Below are 17,610 nucleotides of genomic sequence, written 5' to 3'. Positions count from 1 at the left end.
CTAGAGAGTTGCCGGGTGGTGCAAGGCAGCATAAGGCAAAGGCAGATGAACTCGCCCCGGAGCAGCCAAATTGAAACTGGTAGATTTGGACGGGAACTCAGCCGAAAAAATGAGGACAGCATGATAGTGCTGGTAGAGCTGGCAGATTTTGATTTCTGCAAGCAGAGTGGTACCGCGAAAGGATAGCTTTCGTCTCTGTGTGAGACGAGAGCTTTTTTATTTCTAACCGAACTTTGGAGGAACAAACATGGCAAAGACAGATATGAAAGATATGATTACGATGACGATTGGGCAGATGGTAGAATACCAGGCAAAGATGCACCCGGATAACGACGGCCTGGTTGCGCCGCTCATCGGCGTGCGCTATAGCTACCAGCAGTTTGACGAGGAGTGCGATAAAATTGCAAAAGCTTTTTTGGCCATCGGCATCAAAAGAGGCGATCATATCGCCATTTGGTCGACCAACTATCCCCAGTGGGTCATCACGCAGGTGGCGGCTTCCAAAATCGGCGCGGTTCTGGTGACGGTCAATACGGCGTATAAGCGCTTTGAGCTGGAATATCTGCTGCGGCAGTCGGATTCCTCCACGCTCATCACCATGCAGGGGCTGAAGGATTCCAATTATATCCAGCATATCATGGAAATCTGCCCTGAGATTGCGGGCAGCAGGCCGGGCGAGCTTTGCAGCGAGGCGCTGCCCAGGCTCAAACGAGTCATCTACCTGGATGAGCAGACGCCGGACGGCATGCTGAACTGGAAGCAGCTGGATGACTTTGCAGAGCAGGTCAGCGATGAACAGCTGGCGCAGGCCAAGGCGCAGGTGGATATCCACGATGTCGCCAATATGCAGTATACTTCGGGCACCACGGGCTTCCCCAAGGGCGTCATGCTGACGCATTTCAACCTGCTCAATAACGGCAAGGGCATCGGCGACTGCATGAAGTTCACAGATCGGGATCGCCTGCTCATCCATGTGCCGCTGTTCCATTGCTTTGGCGCGGTTCTGGGCGTCATGAGCTGCATCACTCACGGGACGACCATCGTGCTCAACGATCACTTCAACCCCGTCCACGCATTGCAGGTCATTCAGGCCGAGAAGTGCACGGCGGTGCACGGCGTGCCCACCATGTTCATCTCCATGCTCAATGTGGATGGCTTTGAGAATTACGATCTTTCCAGCCTGCGCACGGGCATCATGGCCGGCTCTCCCTGCCCCATCGAGCTGATGCGCCGGGCCATCGATGAGATGGGCATGCGGGAGATTACCATCACCTATGGCCTGACCGAAGCTTCGCCCGCCATCACCATGACGACGACGGACGATTCCGTGGATATCCGCGTCAACACCATCGGCAAGGCTATGCCGCATGTGGAGGTAAAAATCGTGGATCCCGAGACGGGCGAGGAATGCCCGGACGGCGTGCCCGGAGAGATCATGTCCCGCGGGTATAACACCATGAAGGGATATTACAACATGCCCGAGGCCACAGCCCAGGCCATCGAGCCGGATGGCTGGCTGCATACCGGCGATATCGGCACAAGAGATGCCAGCGGCTACTATAAAGTAACCGGCCGCCTGAAGGATATGATCATCCGCGGCGGAGAGAATATCTATCCCAGAGAGCTGGAGGAGTTCTTATATACGCATGAGTGCGTGCAGGATGTGCAGGTCATCGGCGTGCCGGATGAAAAGTACGGCGAAGAAGTGATGGCATGCGTCATCTTAAAGCCAGGCGTGCCCCAGCCCAGCGAGGAAGAGATGATCGAGTTCGTGAAAAACGGCCTTTCCCGCTTCAAGGCGCCGCGCTATGTGCGCTTTGTGGATGGTTTCCCCATGAACGCCGCGGGAAAAATTCAGAAATTCAAAATGAGAGAGTGGGCCGTTCAGGAGCTGGGCCTGGGAGAAGCGGCCAGCATCGAAACGGCATAAAAATGCACAAAAAAGAGCCGCTCCAAAAGCGGCTCTTTTTGCCCCAAAAGCGCCGGAGCCTGAAAAAACAAAATCAGTGCGCATCCTGCGGCTCTAAGCGGAGTATAAAATTTCATGCCTTTGGGAAAAGTATGGATAAACGACTCTGAAAAGGAGAAGCAAGATGAAAAAATTTGTATCGATCATAATGGCTGTTCTCATGCTCGCGGTTTTGTTTGCAGGGTGCAAAAATATCAGCGACAGCAACGACGGCTCGATTGAGCCTTCTGTCTCCAAGGCACCCAGCCAGGGCGGAAACGGCAACAACAATGACAACGACATGGATGATCAGATCGGCATGCCGACTGTCATGCCCGAGCTCGTCCCTTCGGATGGGGCCGATCAGCCCTCTGCATTGCCGAATAACACGCCGGATGCATCCGATGCTCAGCAGGGCAGCCAGCCCCCGGCAGGAGGCAATTCCTCCGCTGGCGGCAACGACACGGCAGGCAACGATACCGCCGGCCAGGGCGGCTCTGCCCATACCTAAGAGCGCGAACGCAGCAAGAAAAGAGGCCCAAACCGCGGCCTCTTTTTCTATGCCCCTTGCTTGACGTCCGCAGAGCCAGAAACTATAATGAAGGTATTTCATAAGGAAGGCTGGAGAAGAGGATGAAAGATCCCTATTTGGTTCAAAACTTATTCGGCATCTCCGGGCTGAGCATCCGCTGGTATGCGGCGATCATCTGCCTGGGGCTTGTAGCGGGGCTTTTGGTCGCGTGTCTGATGGGCCGCAGGCGCGGCTATAATTTCGATATGGTGCTGGATCTGCTTTTGCTGGCTCTGCCCATCTGTATTATCGGAGCGCGGCTCTATTATGTGGCGTTTGAATGGGAGACTTATAAAAACAACCCGGCAGAAATTTTCGCCATCTGGCATGGCGGCCTTGCGATCTACGGCGCGGTCATTGGCGGTGTCATCGCGGCGGTCGTTTTTTGCAAATGGAAAAAAGTGCCGCTGGGGGATGTGCTGGATCTTGGCAGCCTTGGTCTCATCTTGGGGCAGGCCATCGGGCGCTGGGGCAATTTTGCCAACCAGGAGGCCTTTGGCAACCTGATCACCAACCCGGATTTGCAGTTCTTCCCATATGGCGTATATATCGATCGCCTGGGGGAGTGGCATCAGGCGACGTTCTTCTATGAGAGCATGTGGAATCTACTGGTGCTGGCTGTTCTGCTCTGGTATTTTAAGCGCGCAAAGCACAAGGGCAATGTGTTTGTGGCGTATCTGGCGCTGTATGGAGTGGGCAGGTTCTTTATCGAGGGCCTGCGGACAGACAGCCTTTGGATGATTCCGGGCGTGATACGCGTCTCGCAGCTGCTCAGCGCGGTTTTGGTCGTGTTTGGCGCGGCCTATCTGTGGTATATGCACCGCAGGCCGGCGCAGAATCAGGCATATTATGGCATTTACAGCCTGGGATACAAAAAGCCCGGGCAAGAGGAGGAGCCGCCGCAGGAGCAGGAAACGCCCCAAGAGGCAGAAAAGGCGGCGCAGGATGAGGAACAGAAAGGAGCGCAAGACTGACATGAGAAATTTGACCATGATGACGGATCTCTACCAGCTCACCATGATGTATGGCTATTTCCGGGAAAAGACGCACGAGAATATGGCGGTTTACGACGTGTTTTTCCGCAAAGGGGCGGGAGAATCCAAGTATGCTGTGTTCGCGGGGCTGGAGCAGGTGATGGAGTATATTGACAATCTGCATTTCTCTGCGGAGGATATCGACTATCTGCGCACGCTCAATCTATTCGACGAGGATTTCTTTGCTTATCTGCGCGATTTCCGCTTTACCGGCGAGATCTACGCGATGCCCGAGGGGACGGTGGTGTTCCCCTATGAGCCGCTCATCCGGGTGCGCGCGCCCATCGCGCAGGCTCAGCTCATCGAGACGGCCATGCTCAATATCATCAACCATCAGACGCTGATCGCCACAAAGGCCAGCAGAGTCTGCCATGCGGCGGAGGGCGGAGCTGTGCTGGAATTTGGTCTGCGGCGCGCCCAGGGGCCGGATGCCGGCATTTACGGCGCCCGCGCGGCCATCATCGGCGGCTGCAATACCACGTCCAACGTGCTGACGACGCAGATGTTTGGCGGCGTTCCGGCGGGTACGCATGCCCATAGCTGGATCATGAGCTTCGATAGCGAGCTTCAGGCATTCCGCGCCTATGCGGAGGTGTTCCCCGATAGCTGCCTGCTGCTGGTGGATACCTACGATACGCTGGGCAGCGGCGTTCCCAATGCGATTACTGTGTTCCGGGAACTGCGGGAAAAAGGCTACGAGCCCATGGGCATCCGGCTGGACAGCGGCGATCTGGCCTATCTCTCGCGCATGGCCAGAAAGATGCTGGACAAGGCGGGTTTCCCAGATGCGAAAATCTGCGCCAGCAGTGATCTGGATGAGGCCATCATCCGGGATCTGCGCAACCAGGGCGCCTGCATCGATACCTGGGGTGTGGGAACCAAGCTGATCACCAGCGAAAACTGCCCGGCTCTTGGCGGGGTCTATAAGCTGGCGGCCGTCGAGCGGCATGGCAAGATGCAGCCGCGCATCAAGATCAGCGAGAATTTCTGGAAGATCACCAACCCCGGCCTCAAAAAGGTCGTCCGCATCTACGACGGCAGCACGCATAAATCCATCGCGGATCTCATCATGCTGGAGCATGAGAGCATCGATACCCAGCATCCGCTGACCATCTTCGATCCCGTCGAGACGTGGAAGCGCATGACGATTACCAATTACTATATCAAAGAACTGCTGGTGCCTGTGTTCCAGGATGGGAGGCAGGTCTACCAGTCGCCCGGCATGATGGCCAGCAGGGAATATGCCAAGCAGGATCTCGAAACCTTCTGGGATGAATATAAAAGACCATATCGCCCGCATATCTATAAAGTCGATCTCTCCCAGGAGCTCTTCGAGCTAAAGCACGAACTGCTCAGCCAGACAACCTGGCACTAAAACAGCAAAGCAGAGGATAAAACCAAAGCACCTTCAGGCATCTGAAGGTGCTTTTTGCTTGCGGATTTTCTGCAAATTTGCTTTCTTCTGCGGATGTGAAAAACAGGTGAATACTATAAATATACCCGGCATATAGATAACAAACAAAAGAAAAGGGGCAAAAACATGCTGGAGAGAGTAAAGGAATATTTGCCGAAAGAGCTGCGAACTGAGCTGGAAAAAAGCTCGCTTTACGGGGGCGCGGAGGAGCTGCGCCTGCGCAGCGGCCGCCCGATGATGCTGTATGCGGGAGGGATGGAGGAGCTGATCCCCGTCTGCACCAGCAAAGAGCAGATCGGCGAGATTGTGGCCGCGCTTTGCGGGCATTCGATTCACGCCTATATGGAGGAACTGCGCCAGGGCTTTTTTACGCTGGAAGGCGGCATCCGCGTGGGCGTGGCGGGCAAGGTAGTGGCCAGCGGAGAGGAGATTCGGCTGATCCGCGGCTTCACTTCGGTCTGCCTGCGCCTGCCGCGGGAAATGAAGGGAATCGGAAAAGGGCTTCGGCCCTATTTGGCTGGGAGGGGGCAGCTGCGCAGCACTCTGATCGCCTCGCCGCCCGGCCAGGGAAAGACCACGCTGCTGCGGGAACTGGTGCGCCAGGCATCGGACGGCGAGGGCTATGAGCCGCAGAAGTGCGTCGTGATTGATGAGAGAGAAGAGCTGTCCGGCGGCGGCAACTTCGATCTTGGAGTCCGCAGTGATGTGCTGGCCTCCTGCCCCAAAACGGTGGGGCTGATGATGGCGCTTCGGGCGCTTTCCCCGGAAATACTTGCGACGGATGAGATTGGCGGCAAGGGAGAGCTGGATGCGCTGTGCGAGGCGGCCAACAGCGGCGTCAAAATCCTTGCCACGGCGCACTGCCGAGATATGGCCGAGCTCAAGGCGCGCAAATTCTTCCGGCAGTTTTTGGAGGCGCGGCTGGTGGAGCGGGTGGTGTTCTTATCCGGCCGGCTGGGCCGGGGGACGGTGGAGGCGGTCTGCGATCAGGAAGGCAGAAGAATCTCGCCCGGCCCGTTCCTTTTATAGGAGCAGACTATGATAAAATTGCTGTTTATCGCCGTCATCATCTTTTCCAGCGCGGGGATTGGGAGCGTCATCGTCGGCGAATGGGAAGAGAGAAGAAGGAGCATCGGCGCGATGCAAAGTGCCGTTAAAGTGTTAATCAGCGCGCTGGGCTTTCAGGGAATGCCGCTCTATGATGCGCTGCTGGCGGCCGGCAAAATCGCATACCCGCAGTTTTTCCTGAGCTGTGCCAATCTCCTGCGCAAAGAGCCAGGAGTAGCGGGAAAAGAGCTTTGCAGAAAGGCAATGCTGGAGCAGAAGGAAAGCCTGGCCGGATGCAAAGAGGCGGAAAAGGAAGCGCTGGCAGATCTGTTTGGGCGGCTTTCCGGGGCAGTCGCGCCCGAGCAGATAGAGGATGCCGGCAAAGTATTTCTGCGGCAGACGGATTTGCTTGCGGAGCAGCTTCGCTCCCAGCAGGAACAGAAGGGCCGCCTGACGCGGACCATGTGCATTGTGGCCGGGCTGGTCATATCGATTTTATTCGTTTAGGAGGAAACTATGGGGGTCAGCATCGACTTGGTTTTTAAAATAGCCGCTATCGGGATTCTCATCGCGGTGCTCTATCAGCTCCTCGTCCGGTCCGGCCGGGAGGATATTGCGATGATGGTTTCCATCGCGGGGCTGGTGATCGTCCTGCTGATGGTCGTGGATATGGTCAGCGGGTTGTTTTCCAGCGTGAAGAATATTTTCGGATTATACTGACATGGAGATCGCGAAAGTCATTGGAATTGGCATTGTAGGCGGCATTTTGGCTGTCGCTGTCAAAAAGACGAACCCAGAGCTTGGGATGCAGGTTTCGATTGCGGCGGGCGTCATCGTGTTCTGCCTGGTTCTGGGGTATCTCGCGCAGGCGGTGGATTTCATTCGGAATTTCGCAGAGCAGTATGGCGCGCTCTATCAGGGGACGCTCGTGCTGCTGAAAGTGATCGGCATCGCCTATCTTTGCGAATTTGGCGTTCAGGTGCTCAAAGACGCTGGGGAAAATGCGCTGGCCGTCAAAGTAGAGCTGGCCGGCAAGGTGATCATCTTTGCCGTAACATTGCCGCTCATCGGGCAGTTTGCCCAGATGGTGCTGGAGCTATTATGAGGAAACGGACATGCACAAAAGATGGATTTTGCTTGTTTTCGCAGTCTTGCTGCTGGCTTTTCCAAAGAGCGTGAAGGCGCAGGAAGAGCAGGATGCGCAAGAGACCAGGGATGCGGAGCAGGTTTTGCAGGAGGGCACGGAGCAGATCATCTCCGAGCTGGATTTGCAGGCGCTGGAAGAGTTCTATCAGCCAGAGGCTTTTGATGGACAGACATTAAGGCAGGCCATTGCCAGCCTGACGCAAAACGGACTAACCGATCTCAGCGCGGAGCAGGCGCTGAACACCATCTTTGGGGCGCTGTTTACAGAGCTGGCGGGCAACTGGCGGTTCGCGGCGGAGATTCTGGCAATGCTGCTGCTGATGTCGCTTCTGCGCAATATGAACTCCTCCTTTGGCAGCGAGGTTTCTAGGGCGGCATTCTATGCGGGGTATATCACAGTTGCAGGCGTGGCTGTCGCCGTATTGTCCGACTGCGTGCGCATTTGTAGCAATGCCGTTCAGCTTCTCTGCAATGCCGTCGAGGGGGTGGCGCCGGTGCTCATGCTTTTGCTCACGGGCATGGGCGGCAGCAAGACGTCCGGCGTTTTAAGCCCGGTGCTGGCCGGTCTGACGGGCAGTATCTTCACGGTGATCACAACGGTGGTTTTCCCGCTCATTCTGGTCTATGCGGTGCTCAGCATCGCCTCCAATTTTTCCACGGCCATCCGCCTGGGAAAACTGGCAGAGCTGGTGGAGAGCGTAGTCAAATGGCTGCTGGGCATCCTGTTTATCGTCTTTCTCGGGGTAACGGCGCTCAAGGGCATCGCCGGCGCTTCTATCGACGGCATTTCCTTTAAGACGGCCAAATATACCGTGGATAAGATGGTGCCCGTCATCGGCGGCATGTTCTCCGAGACGCTGGATACCATCATGGCGTGCAGTCTGATCGTCAAAAATGCGGTTGGGATCGTGGGGCTGGTTTCGCTGGTCTGCCTGATTGGCGCGCCGGTTGCAACGCTGGCCGCCAACCAGTTTCTGCTCAAATTCTCGGCGGCAGCAGCCGAACCTTTTGCCGAGAAGAGAAGCGTCAACCTGCTCTCTGCAATGGGAAAAACTGTCCAGCTTCTGACGGTAACGCTGCTGGCCTGCACAGCTATGGCCTTCATTTTTCTGGCCGTTCTGATGGGCGCGGCGGATATGAGCATGATGGTGAGGTAGGGCGATGGAACAGTTACTGCGCGGAGTTTATATGGGCGTTGCGGCGCTGTTTCTGGGAGAACTGGCCATCGGGCTTTTGCCGGAAGGCGGCATGAAGCGGTTCTGCAAGTTCATTTTGGGCATCTTATTGGTATTCATCATTTTGGGGGTCTGGAAGCCGGAACAAATGCCGGATCTTGAGTTTTCGGCCGCCCAGCCGGCCGGCAGCTATGCGCCGGATGCGGCCAGCTATGAAGAGATCATTTTGGATGTATATCACAGGGAAATGGAAAATAAGAATAACTAGAGATGGCGGGGGAGAGAAGCATGAAGCCAAAAGAGTATCTGGAAAAAATAAAGAAGCTGAGCGCGAAGAAAAAGACGCAGTATCTCGCCATTCTGATCATAATCGCGGTGATTCTGCTCATATATTTTTCTACGCTGTCTCCTTCCGGGAATAAAATAGAGGGACAAAACAAAACAGCCGTCGGCGCGGAACAGACGGCAGACGATCTGGAAAAACGCCTCAGGGCGGCGCTCTCCAAAGTGGATGGCGCAGGGCAGGTTGATGTTGTCATCAACTATGCCTCCTCGGCAGAGCTGGTCCCGGCGACGAGCGAGGATATTCAAAGCTCTTCCAGCTCGGAGGACGACCGGTTTACTGAAAACCGCGTGGAAAAAAAGGGGATCGCGACTGCCCAGGGAGGCGAGGCGGTGATTATCCGGGAAGATCAGCCAGAGGTGCGCGGCGTGATCGTCGTGGCCCAGGGGGCTGGGGATATCGGGGTCCGTATGGATTTGCTTCATGCCGTAACGACGCTGCTCGGCGTCGATGCGGATAAAGTGGAAATATTAAAAATGGCGAATTAGCAAAGGGAGGAACAAACATGAACGGGAAGAACAAAAAGGCGCTGTTGTTATGCGGGCTGTTTTTGGCGGTGATCGCGGCGGGCTATGCAAACTATGCCATCACTGCGAAAAAAGCGGGAGACGATGGCTCTAAAAAGGTCAGCGCAGAGATTCAGGACGGGGAGACGGTAGATGTGTTTGCCAGCTTCAAGAACGACCGCGAGAGCAGCCGCGCCAGCGAGCTGAGCTATATCGAATCGGTCGTGAGCAGCGCAGAAGCAGATGAGGCGACCAAATCCAAGGCGCAGGAGCAGAAGCTGGCCATGGTGGCGAACATGGAGTCCGAGCTTTTAAGCGAGGGCATCATCGAGACCAAGATGGGTGTCAGCGCAGTGGTGGCTATTTCGGGTGATTCGGTCAGCGTTGTCGTCGATAAAGAAGTGCTCTCTGAAGCAGAGGTTACGCAGATCGCCGAGATCATCAGAACGCAGACGAATAAAGCCTCTGAAAATATCAAAATCATGCCAAAAGCCTGAAAGATTGCACTGCAAAAGTTGTATTGCAGCCAAGGATGTGCTATAATGATGCAAAAATAGTTTGGGAGGGAAACTTCTGTGAGTGAGAAAGATTTGATTACCCAAGAAAAAAGCGGCACGATTACGTTTGCAAACGATGTTTTAGAGATTATTGTCGGAGTGGCAGCCAGCGATATTTCGGGCGTTGCCGGGATGAGCGGCGGCATCAAAGACGGCATTGTCGAGATGCTGGGCCGGAAGAACTTCACAAAGGGCATTAAGGTCAGCAAGGATGAGCAGGGCATCGTGAGCGCGGAAATCCAGATCATTGTGGATTACGGAGTGAAGGTTCCGGAAGTCTGCGCGAATATCCAGAACAGCGTCGCAACTGCCCTTGAGACCATGACGGGACTGCCGGTTGGCGCAATCAATATCCTGGTGCAGGGTGTGCGCTTCAAGGAAGAGGAGAAGCCTGCTCTGGAGGAAGAAGAGAACGACTAATTTTTGCATATTCATAAGATAATCCAGCTTTGCGATGCTTTTTTAGGCATCGCAATTGCTGCTTTGTGGAGGTAGCGCTGTGAAAATGGGCGTAGGAACCCGGATCATTTTTACAATTTTTCTGCTCGTTGTGATGGCTCTTTGCGTGGCCATCATTTTGGCGTCTTTCGGCGCTTTTGCCCAGGCGGATTTGGTTGCGCTTTGGGAAGGTTTTTTGAATACCGGCTATAAATACATCTGGGCGGCGGCAGCACTGGTGCTCTTCATCACGGCGCTCTGCCTGATGTTCTTTGGCATCCGCGCCAAAACTCCGGAGCCTCGGGCGGTTGTGCTGGAGGCGGGGGTAGACAGCAGCGTCAGCATCACGCTGGATGCGCTGAGGGAGCTGGCGGCCCGCTATTTGAAAGACGTTCCCGGCATTCTCACCAATAGAATCCATTTGCGCGCGGCGGAAGAGAAATGCGTGCAGCTAAAGCTGGAGCTTTCTGCGCGGCCGGATCTGGAAATTCCGGAAACTGTCCGGAAAATTACGGCGGAAATTAAGGAGTATATGGAAAAATACTCCGGAATCGAGGTTTCGCATGTGGAAATCTCAATGCAGCCGCTGAAGCAGAATCAGAATAGCTAGGCGGAAGGCGCAATGAACAGTTTTTCAGAGTTTCTAAAGAAGCATTGGAGCACGGTAGCCGGCGCGGCAGGCGGCCTTATTTTGGGCATCTTGTTTCTGGCCATTGGTTTTTTTGAGACCTTGCTGCTGGTCGTGCTTTCAGTTGCCGGAGGATGCATTGGGGCGTTTCCGGCGGTGCGCCAGGTCGTCTGCTCCTGGTTTAAGGCTCTCTTTGAACACAAAAATTCGTAAACCGGGAGGAAGACATGAGCAGAAGGCGTGCAAGGGAAGTTGCGATGTGCTTGCTGTATGAGAGAGAAATCAATCTGGAGCCGGCAGAAGATACGATAAAGGAAATGAGCGATGTGCTGCATAGCGATCGCCTGGAAGAGAAGAACCGCGGGTATATTGACGATGTGCTTGCGGCGTTTGAGCAGAGCCGGGAGGAGATCGATGCCTCTATTTCGAAGTTTTGCGTCTCGTGGAAGATCGAGCGGCTCTCCCGGGTGGATATCTCCATTCTGCGCCTGGCGGTGATCGAGATGTATTACCTGCGCAGGGAGTCTTATAAAGTCTGCATCAACGAGGCGGTCGAGCTGGCCAAAAAATATGGAATGGAGAAATCCCCGCGGTTTATCAACGGCGTGCTTGGCGCGATGGTTGCGGAAAATGAGCCTGTGAGGGAAGTTCAGCCATGTATTTCTGTGGAATAGACTGTAGCTGCTATACGTCCTCGGTCAGTATTGTGGATGAAAATGGAGCCGTGCTCTGCGACGCGCGCAGGCCGCTTTTGGTAAAAGACGGGCAAAAGGGCTTAAGGCAATCGGAGATGGTGTTTGCGCATATCAAAAACCTTTCGGAGATTTTTCCAGAAGGTTTTTCCGGCTTTCGGGCTGTTGCGGCCAGCACGCGTCCCCGGCCGGTGGAAGGCTCTTATATGCCCGTCTTTGCTGTTTCCGAGAGCTTTGGCAAGGCCGCGGCGAAATCGGCGGGAGCGGCCTTTTATCCGCTGACGCATCAACATGGGCATATCGGTGCGGCGCTGTTGGAGCGCCAAATGCAGAACCCGTTTCTGGCGCTGCATGTCTCCGGCGGGACGACAGATCTGCTGCGCGTTGCCGTAGAAGATGGCATCGTCCAGGAGATTTTGCCCTTGGGTGGCACGCAGGATATTGCCGCCGGCCAGCTGGTCGATCGGGTGGGACAAGCCCTTGGCCTGCGTTTTCCGGCAGGCCCGGAGCTGACGAGGCTGGCAGAGCAGGGAGAGGCCCAGGCCATTCGCTCCTATGTCAGGGGCTGCAATATCAGCTTTTCAGGCGCAGAAACGGCGGCAAAGCGCTTTTTAGAGCAGGGCATGGCCCGGGAAGACGCCGCGGCTTCGGCGATGAAGTGCATCGGAAAAACGCTGGAAAAGCTCATCGCCAATGCCAGGGAAGAGACGGGCATTGAGCCGGTGCTGCTGTTTGGCGGCGTCATGAGCAGCACATATCTGCGCAGTTTTTTGAATCGGCGGCTATCGGGCCTGCAATTTGCAGGCATCAAATATGCGGCGGACAACGCCTGCGGGCTGGCTATGCAGGCGAGAAATATTTATTTGGCGGAAGGAAAATGAGATGGCAGTTATCGTAAGCGGAAAAGCATTGGCGGAACAGATCCGCGGGCAGCTCAAAGAGAAGGTTGCGGCATTTGAGGGGGAGCATGGCTATGCTCCGGGTCTGGCTGTGATTTTGGTGGGAGACGATCCCGCTTCGCATGTATATGTCAACAATAAGGAGAAAGCGTGCGTCGCCCTTGGCATGAAATCCGAGGTGCGGCGTCTGCCCCAGGAGACGACGCAGGAAGAACTGCTGGCCCTGGTGGATGAATACAACGCCCGGGAGGATATCCACGGGCTGCTGGTGCAGTTTCCGTTGCCGGCGCATCTCAGCCAGAAGGCCGTGCTCGAGCGCATCGATCCAAGAAAAGATGTGGACGGGCTGACCGTGGCCAACTCGGGCGCGCTGGCATCCGGCCTGCCCGGGCTGGTTTCCTGCACGCCCCGGGGCGTCATTGAGCTGATCCGCAGCACGGGCGTCCAGATGACGGGGAAAAATGCCGTGGTCGTCGGCCGGAGCAACCTTGTGGGCAAGCCGGTGGCCATGCTGCTGCTGAATGAAAATGCGACGGTTACCATTTGCCATTCCAAGACCCAAAATTTGAAGGAGATTTGCGCAGGCGCGGATATTCTGGTGGCGGCCCTTGGCCGGCCGGAATTTCTCACGGGCGAATATATCAAAGAGGGCGCCGTTGTCATCGACGTCGGCACTTCCCGGGTCGAGGGCAAGCTCAAGGGCGATGTGAAATTCGATGAGGCAGAGCAAAAGGCGGCGTTTATCACGCCGGTTCCCGGCGGCGTTGGCCCGATGACGATTACCATGCTGCTGGATAATACGCTTTTGGCGGCACAGCGGCAGGCGGAGGCATGCAAATGAAGGAAAAATTGGCGGAACTGAAAGCATTGGTAGAGGAGCGGCTTTCTCAGCTGATGCAAAACGGCGCGCCCCAGCTTTTGCGCGACTCCATGGCTTATAGCCTGGAAGCCGGCGGCAAGCGCATTCGCCCGGCCATGAACCTGATGGCAAACGAGCTTTTGGGCGGAGACAGAGCTGAAGCGCTGGATTTGGCCTGCGCCATCGAGATGATTCACACCTATTCCCTGATTCACGACGATCTTCCGGCGCTGGACAACGATACCCTGCGCCGCGGCCGGGCAACGAACCACGTAGTATTTGGCGAAGCGCAGGCAATTTTGGCCGGCGACGGGCTGCTCAACTATGCCTATGAGGTCATGCTGAACAATGCGCTCAGGCACCCGGAGAATGCGGCAGCGCATCTGGAGGCGATTGCTATCATGGCGCGGGCGGCAGGCGTAGAGGGCATGATCGCCGGGCAGGTTCAGGATGTATCTCTGGAGGGCAAGGAGATCAGCTTCGAGCAGCTCTCCTATATCCATGCGCATAAAACGGGCGATATGATCACAGGCGCGCTGCTCTCCGGGCTGGAGCTTTGCCACCCGGCTCAGCAGCAGCGGGAGGCGCTGCGCCGCTACGGCGAAAATGTCGGCCTGGTTTTCCAGATTGTAGACGACGTTTTGGATGTTACCGCCGGGGAAGAGCTGGGTAAAAGCCGGGGCAAGGATGCCCTGGAGGGCAAGACGACCTATGCCTCCCTGTTTGGTGTAGAGCAGTCTATGCGCATTGCAAAAGAGAAGAATGAAGAGGCGAAAAAGGCGCTGGAAGTTTTCGGCTCGAAGGCAGAGATGCTTTGCGCTTTGGCAGACAGTATGCTGTCTCGGAAAAAATAGAGGAAGGGTAGGAGGAGCAGATGATTCAGATTGCGATTGACGGCCCGGCCGGCGCGGGAAAGAGCACGGTTGCGAGAGAGGTGGCGCGCAGGCTTGGCATCAATTATCTCGATACAGGCGCGATGTACCGCGCGATGGCAGTTGCCGTGCTGCGGCGCGGGATCGAAATTAGCGATCATGCCAAGGTCAAAGAGGCGCTGGCTGGCATCAAAATCACAGTCCGCTATACGCAGCAGGAGCAGCGCGTGCTGGCAAACGGCGAGGACCTGACGGATTTTCTCCGCACACCCGAGGCAACGAAGGGCTCTTCGGATATTGCGGTCATCCCGGCAGTGCGGCTGGAACTGGTCGCGATTCAGCGAGAGGTGGCGCGCCAATACGATATCGTCATGGACGGCCGGGATATCGGGACGTATGTTTTGCCGGATGCCAAAGCCAAATTCTTTGTGGTCGCCAGCGTAGAAGAGCGGGCAAAACGCCGCTATCTGGAGCTCAGGAAAAACGGCGCCGAGCGGCCGCTGGAGCAGCTGGAGGCGGAGATTGCGGCCCGGGATAAGACGGATACCGAGCGGGAATTCGCGCCCTTGCGCCAGGCGGCGGATGCTGTTTTGGTAGATACGACGAACATGGATATTGATGAGGTGGTCAGCTTTGTCATGCAGAAGGTAAAGGAGGCGTATCCGGATGATTTATAGAGTTGCGAAATGGATAGTTCGGCCGATTTTTTTCTTTATCTACCGCATCAAGCTGATAGGCAAGGAGAATTTGAAGCACCAGGGGAAAATGATCCTCATCGCCAATCACGTCAGCGGAAAAGACCCGATCTTCATGCACCTGATCATGAAGCAGAAGATCTACTATATGAGCAAAAAAGAACTCTTTAAAAACCCCTTTGTTTCCTGGTTAGTGCGCTGGCTGGGGGCGTTCCCGGTGGATCGCGGCAAGGGAGATTTGGGCGCCATCAAAACTGCCCTGCAAGTTTTGGATGAGGGCAAAACCATGGGTATTTTCCCGGAAGGACGGCGGAACCTCACGGGCAACGGCGTCATTGCGCCGTTCCAGCATGGCGCGGCTATGATCGCCCTGCGCTCGGATGCACCCATCCTGCCCGTCTATATTTCGCCGGTCCGCCCGTTCCACAGGACGTATCTCGTCGTAGGCAAGCCCATCGATCTGAAAAAGACCAACTTTGGCGACACAAAGCTCTATAACTCGGAGACGGTCAAAGCGGTTTCGGAATATCTGCGGGATAAGGTTGTGGAGCTGAAATTGCAGGTGGCAAAATAATGCAGATCATTTTGGCGAAGCATGCAGGCTTCTGCTTTGGCGTCAAGCGGGCCGTGCAGAAGGCGCTGGAGCTGGCGGCAGAGGGCAGAGAGCTGGTCAGCCTGGGGGATTTAATTCACAATCAAAAGTTTGTGGATTACCTGCGGCAAAAGGGCATCCGATCCGTGCAGAGCGTGCAGGAAGTGCCCGAAGGGGCGCAGGTGCTCATCCGCTCGCATGGTGTGCCGCCGGAGCAATATGAGCAGCTCAAGGCACGCGGCCTTATGACGGTGGATTTGACCTGCCCGTTTGTGGCGCGCATCCATAAAAAAGTGCGCCAGGAACAGCAGAATTATGCCGCGGTCATCATTGTGGGCAAGGCCGAGCACCCGGAAGTCATCGGCATCAAGGGCTGGGCAGGCGAGAGAGCGCGCGTGGTAGGCAGCGCGGAGGAAGCCAGAGCGCTTCCCGCTTTTGAGAGCGCCCTGGTCGTCGCGCAGACGACGATCACGCATGAGCTATTAGAGCAGGTTTACGCCGTGGTTCGAGAGAAGACGCCAGGCGCCGTGCTGTTCGACAGCATCTGCGAGACGACGCTGGAGCGCCAGAGGGAAACCGAGTGTTTGGCAAAAAAATCGGATGCTGTTGTGGTCATTGGAGACAGGCACAGCTCGAATACGCGCAAGCTGTTTGAAATTGCGCAAAAATATTGTAAAAATACCTTTTATGTGGAGTCTGCGGGCGAAATCGCTCTTGAAAATTTTGATAATTGTGGTATAATTAGCCTTGTTGCCGGTGCTTCTGCACCGGATTGGATAATTGAGGAGGTAAGAACACAGATGAGTGAACTAGAAAAAGCTCAGGCAACTGAAGAAGTTGTCGCTGCCGAGGAAGTGGAGGTAGCAAGCCAGGATGTGGCAGCAGAGCAGGCAGAGCCTGCCGCAGAGGAGAATGTAGCAGAGCAGGCGCAGGTAGAAGAGGATGAGAACGATTTCGCTTCCCAGCTCGAAAAGACTTTTGTCAAAGTCAGAAGAGGCCAGTTTGTCAAGGGAACGGTTGTTCAAGTCACGGACGACGAAATCTGTGTCAATATTGGCTATAAATCCGACGGCCTGATCAAAAAAGAGGATCTCGCTTTGGAGGGCGATGTCTCCCTGACGGAGGCATACAAACCCGGCGATGAGATCGAGGCCGAGATCGTTACGCTCAACGACGGCGAAGGCAACGTCCGCCTTTCCAGAAGAAAAATCGAGAGCCAGCTGAAGTGGAAAGAGCTCATCGAGAATCTGGATGAGGAGAAATTCTACGACGTTACGGTTTCCAAAGTCATCAAGGGCGGTGTGCTCACCAAGCTGGAGGGCTATGATGCGTTTATCCCCGCTTCGCAGCTTTCCCTCAAATATGTTGAGGATCTGACGATCTTCGTCGGGCAGACGCTGCCCGTCAAGATCATCGATATCGATAAGCGCCAGAAACGCTTCGTTCTCTCCAACAAAGCTGCGCTTCAGAAACAGCTGGAAGAGCATGAGCGCGCGATTTTCGAGAGCTTCGAGAAGGGCTCTGCCGTGCGCGGCGTCGTCAAGCGCCTCACGGACTTCGGCGCATTTGTCGATGTGGGCGGCGTGGATGGCCTGCTGCATGTGACGGATATCAGCTGGGTGCGCATCAAGCATCCCAAGGATGTGCTCAAAGAAGGCCAGGAAATCGACGTCAAGATTTTAAATGTCGATCCCGAGAAGAAGAAAATCTCTCTGGGCTACAAGCAGCTTCAGCCCAAACCCTGGGATCTCGTCCCAGAGAAATACAACGTCGGCGATACCATCGAGGGCAAAGTCGTCCGCATTGCACCGTTCGGCGCATTCGTCGAGCTGGAGCCCACGGTGGATGGCCTCATCCATATTTCCCAGGTAACCAACCGCCGCATCGAGAAAGTAGAAGATGTTTTGGCGCTGGGCCAGACGGTCAAAGCGAAAGTTTTGGAAGTCAACGCGGAAAAACGCCGCATCAGCCTCTCCATGCGCGCGCTGATCGAAGCGCCCAAGCAGGATAGTGAGGGCGATGAGGATGAGAAATCCGCGAAGCCGGCAAGAAGAGCGCGGGAAGAAGCTTATACGCTGCCGCCTGTCGAAGAAGCGACGACTTCTCTGGCAGATCTCTTCAAGCAAGCAGAGGAAGAATAAGCAAAAGAAAAAAGAAGCCGGAAGGCTTCTTTTTTTATCTCAAATTCGATTGC

The 17,610-nt window shown here is 55.5% G+C and carries 22 protein-coding genes and 1 other annotated feature (1 of these 23 running past the window's edge); all 22 genes read left to right on the top strand.

The annotated features are described in order from the left end of the window. Positions 1–200 (top strand) — a binding site (T-box leader) (it extends 42 nt beyond the left edge of the window). Between the two features lie 62 nt (positions 201–262). The 22 genes from AALG83_03440 to AALG83_03335 all read left to right on the top strand — a co-directional run bounded on the left by AALG83_03440 (position 263) and on the right by AALG83_03335 (position 17,557). Beyond that, a complete protein-coding gene (locus AALG83_03440; GenBank protein MEY8382203.1) occupies positions 263–1,930 on the top strand; it encodes an AMP-binding protein in 1,668 nt (555 codons plus the stop codon). A gap of 163 nt (positions 1,931–2,093) precedes the next feature. Further along, entirely contained in the window at positions 2,094–2,459 is a 366-nt protein-coding gene (locus AALG83_03435; protein MEY8382202.1) for a hypothetical protein, read from the top strand. A 122-nt stretch (positions 2,460–2,581) separates the two neighbouring features. Beyond that, on the top strand, positions 2,582–3,493 hold the full coding sequence (gene lgt, locus AALG83_03430) for a prolipoprotein diacylglyceryl transferase (protein ID MEY8382201.1): 912 nt from the start codon (positions 2,582–2,584) through the stop codon (positions 3,491–3,493). Between the two features lies 1 nt (position 3,494). Next, entirely contained in the window at positions 3,495–4,928 is a 1,434-nt protein-coding gene (locus AALG83_03425; GenBank protein ID MEY8382200.1) for a nicotinate phosphoribosyltransferase, read from the top strand. Between the two features lie 165 nt (positions 4,929–5,093). Next, positions 5,094–5,996 carry a stage III sporulation protein AA gene (locus AALG83_03420; GenBank protein ID MEY8382199.1) on the top strand — a complete coding sequence of 301 codons (903 nt, stop codon included), beginning with the start codon at positions 5,094–5,096 and terminating at the stop codon, positions 5,994–5,996. Positions 5,997–6,005: 9 nt separating this feature from the next. Then, positions 6,006–6,521 (top strand): stage III sporulation protein AB, encoded by a 516-nt coding sequence (locus AALG83_03415; GenBank protein ID MEY8382198.1) that lies wholly within the window; start codon positions 6,006–6,008, stop codon positions 6,519–6,521. A 9-nt stretch (positions 6,522–6,530) separates the two neighbouring features. After that, positions 6,531–6,734, top strand: a complete 204-nt coding sequence (gene spoIIIAC, locus AALG83_03410; GenBank protein MEY8382197.1) for a stage III sporulation protein AC — start codon at positions 6,531–6,533, stop codon at positions 6,732–6,734. 1 nt (position 6,735) lies between these two features. Beyond that, positions 6,736–7,119 (top strand): SpoIIIAC/SpoIIIAD family protein, encoded by a 384-nt coding sequence (locus AALG83_03405; GenBank protein MEY8382196.1) that lies wholly within the window; start codon positions 6,736–6,738, stop codon positions 7,117–7,119. Between the two features lie 10 nt (positions 7,120–7,129). Further along, positions 7,130–8,317 (top strand): stage III sporulation protein AE, encoded by a 1,188-nt coding sequence (locus AALG83_03400; protein MEY8382195.1) that lies wholly within the window; start codon positions 7,130–7,132, stop codon positions 8,315–8,317. 4 nt (positions 8,318–8,321) lie between these two features. Then, complete coding sequence (locus tag AALG83_03395; GenBank protein ID MEY8382194.1) at positions 8,322–8,603, top strand: hypothetical protein; 282 nt, start codon at positions 8,322–8,324, stop codon at positions 8,601–8,603. A gap of 20 nt (positions 8,604–8,623) precedes the next feature. Then, positions 8,624–9,166, top strand: a complete 543-nt coding sequence (locus AALG83_03390; protein ID MEY8382193.1) for a hypothetical protein — start codon at positions 8,624–8,626, stop codon at positions 9,164–9,166. A 17-nt stretch (positions 9,167–9,183) separates the two neighbouring features. Continuing rightward, on the top strand, positions 9,184–9,681 hold the full coding sequence (locus AALG83_03385) for a SpoIIIAH-like family protein (GenBank protein ID MEY8382192.1): 498 nt from the start codon (positions 9,184–9,186) through the stop codon (positions 9,679–9,681). A 78-nt stretch (positions 9,682–9,759) separates the two neighbouring features. Beyond that, positions 9,760–10,161 (top strand): Asp23/Gls24 family envelope stress response protein, encoded by a 402-nt coding sequence (locus AALG83_03380; GenBank protein MEY8382191.1) that lies wholly within the window; start codon positions 9,760–9,762, stop codon positions 10,159–10,161. 85 nt (positions 10,162–10,246) lie between these two features. Beyond that, positions 10,247–10,789, top strand: a complete 543-nt coding sequence (gene amaP, locus AALG83_03375) for an alkaline shock response membrane anchor protein AmaP (protein MEY8382190.1) — start codon at positions 10,247–10,249, stop codon at positions 10,787–10,789. Between the two features lie 12 nt (positions 10,790–10,801). Then, positions 10,802–11,020 carry a DUF2273 domain-containing protein gene (locus tag AALG83_03370; GenBank protein ID MEY8382189.1) on the top strand — a complete coding sequence of 73 codons (219 nt, stop codon included), beginning with the start codon at positions 10,802–10,804 and terminating at the stop codon, positions 11,018–11,020. Between the two features lie 14 nt (positions 11,021–11,034). Next, a complete protein-coding gene (gene nusB / locus AALG83_03365) occupies positions 11,035–11,481 on the top strand; it encodes a transcription antitermination factor NusB (GenBank protein MEY8382188.1) in 447 nt (148 codons plus the stop codon). Positions 11,482–11,513: 32 nt separating this feature from the next. After that, the gene (locus tag AALG83_03360) at positions 11,514–12,380 is read left to right on the top strand and encodes an O-sialoglycoprotein endopeptidase (GenBank protein MEY8382187.1); all 867 of its coding nucleotides are present in this window, start codon (positions 11,514–11,516) and stop codon (positions 12,378–12,380) included. A gap of 1 nt (position 12,381) precedes the next feature. Then, entirely contained in the window at positions 12,382–13,239 is an 858-nt protein-coding gene (gene folD / locus AALG83_03355) for a bifunctional methylenetetrahydrofolate dehydrogenase/methenyltetrahydrofolate cyclohydrolase FolD (protein MEY8382186.1), read from the top strand. Then, positions 13,236–14,111: a polyprenyl synthetase family protein gene (locus AALG83_03350; protein ID MEY8382185.1), complete on the top strand. Its 876-nt coding sequence runs from the start codon at positions 13,236–13,238 to the stop codon at positions 14,109–14,111. Before folD ends, AALG83_03350 begins: the two co-directional genes overlap by 4 nt. Positions 14,112–14,134: 23 nt before the next feature. Then, complete coding sequence (gene cmk / locus AALG83_03345; GenBank protein ID MEY8382184.1) at positions 14,135–14,806, top strand: (d)CMP kinase; 672 nt, start codon at positions 14,135–14,137, stop codon at positions 14,804–14,806. After that, positions 14,796–15,398, top strand: coding sequence for a lysophospholipid acyltransferase family protein (locus AALG83_03340; GenBank protein ID MEY8382183.1), 603 nt, complete (start codon positions 14,796–14,798; stop codon positions 15,396–15,398). The genes cmk and AALG83_03340 overlap by 11 nt, the downstream gene beginning before the upstream one ends. Beyond that, the gene (locus AALG83_03335; GenBank protein MEY8382182.1) at positions 15,398–17,557 is read left to right on the top strand and encodes a bifunctional 4-hydroxy-3-methylbut-2-enyl diphosphate reductase/30S ribosomal protein S1; all 2,160 of its coding nucleotides are present in this window, start codon (positions 15,398–15,400) and stop codon (positions 17,555–17,557) included. Before AALG83_03340 ends, AALG83_03335 begins: the two co-directional genes overlap by 1 nt. The last annotated feature ends 53 nt before the right edge of the window (positions 17,558–17,610 follow it).

This window comes from Christensenellaceae bacterium 44-20 (assembly GCA_041223705.1).
Classification (GTDB): domain Bacteria; phylum Bacillota; class Clostridia; order Christensenellales; family Christensenellaceae; genus QANA01.
The sequence above is the reverse complement of the archived record's forward strand: the minus strand, read 5'-3'. Positions and strand labels throughout refer to the sequence as shown.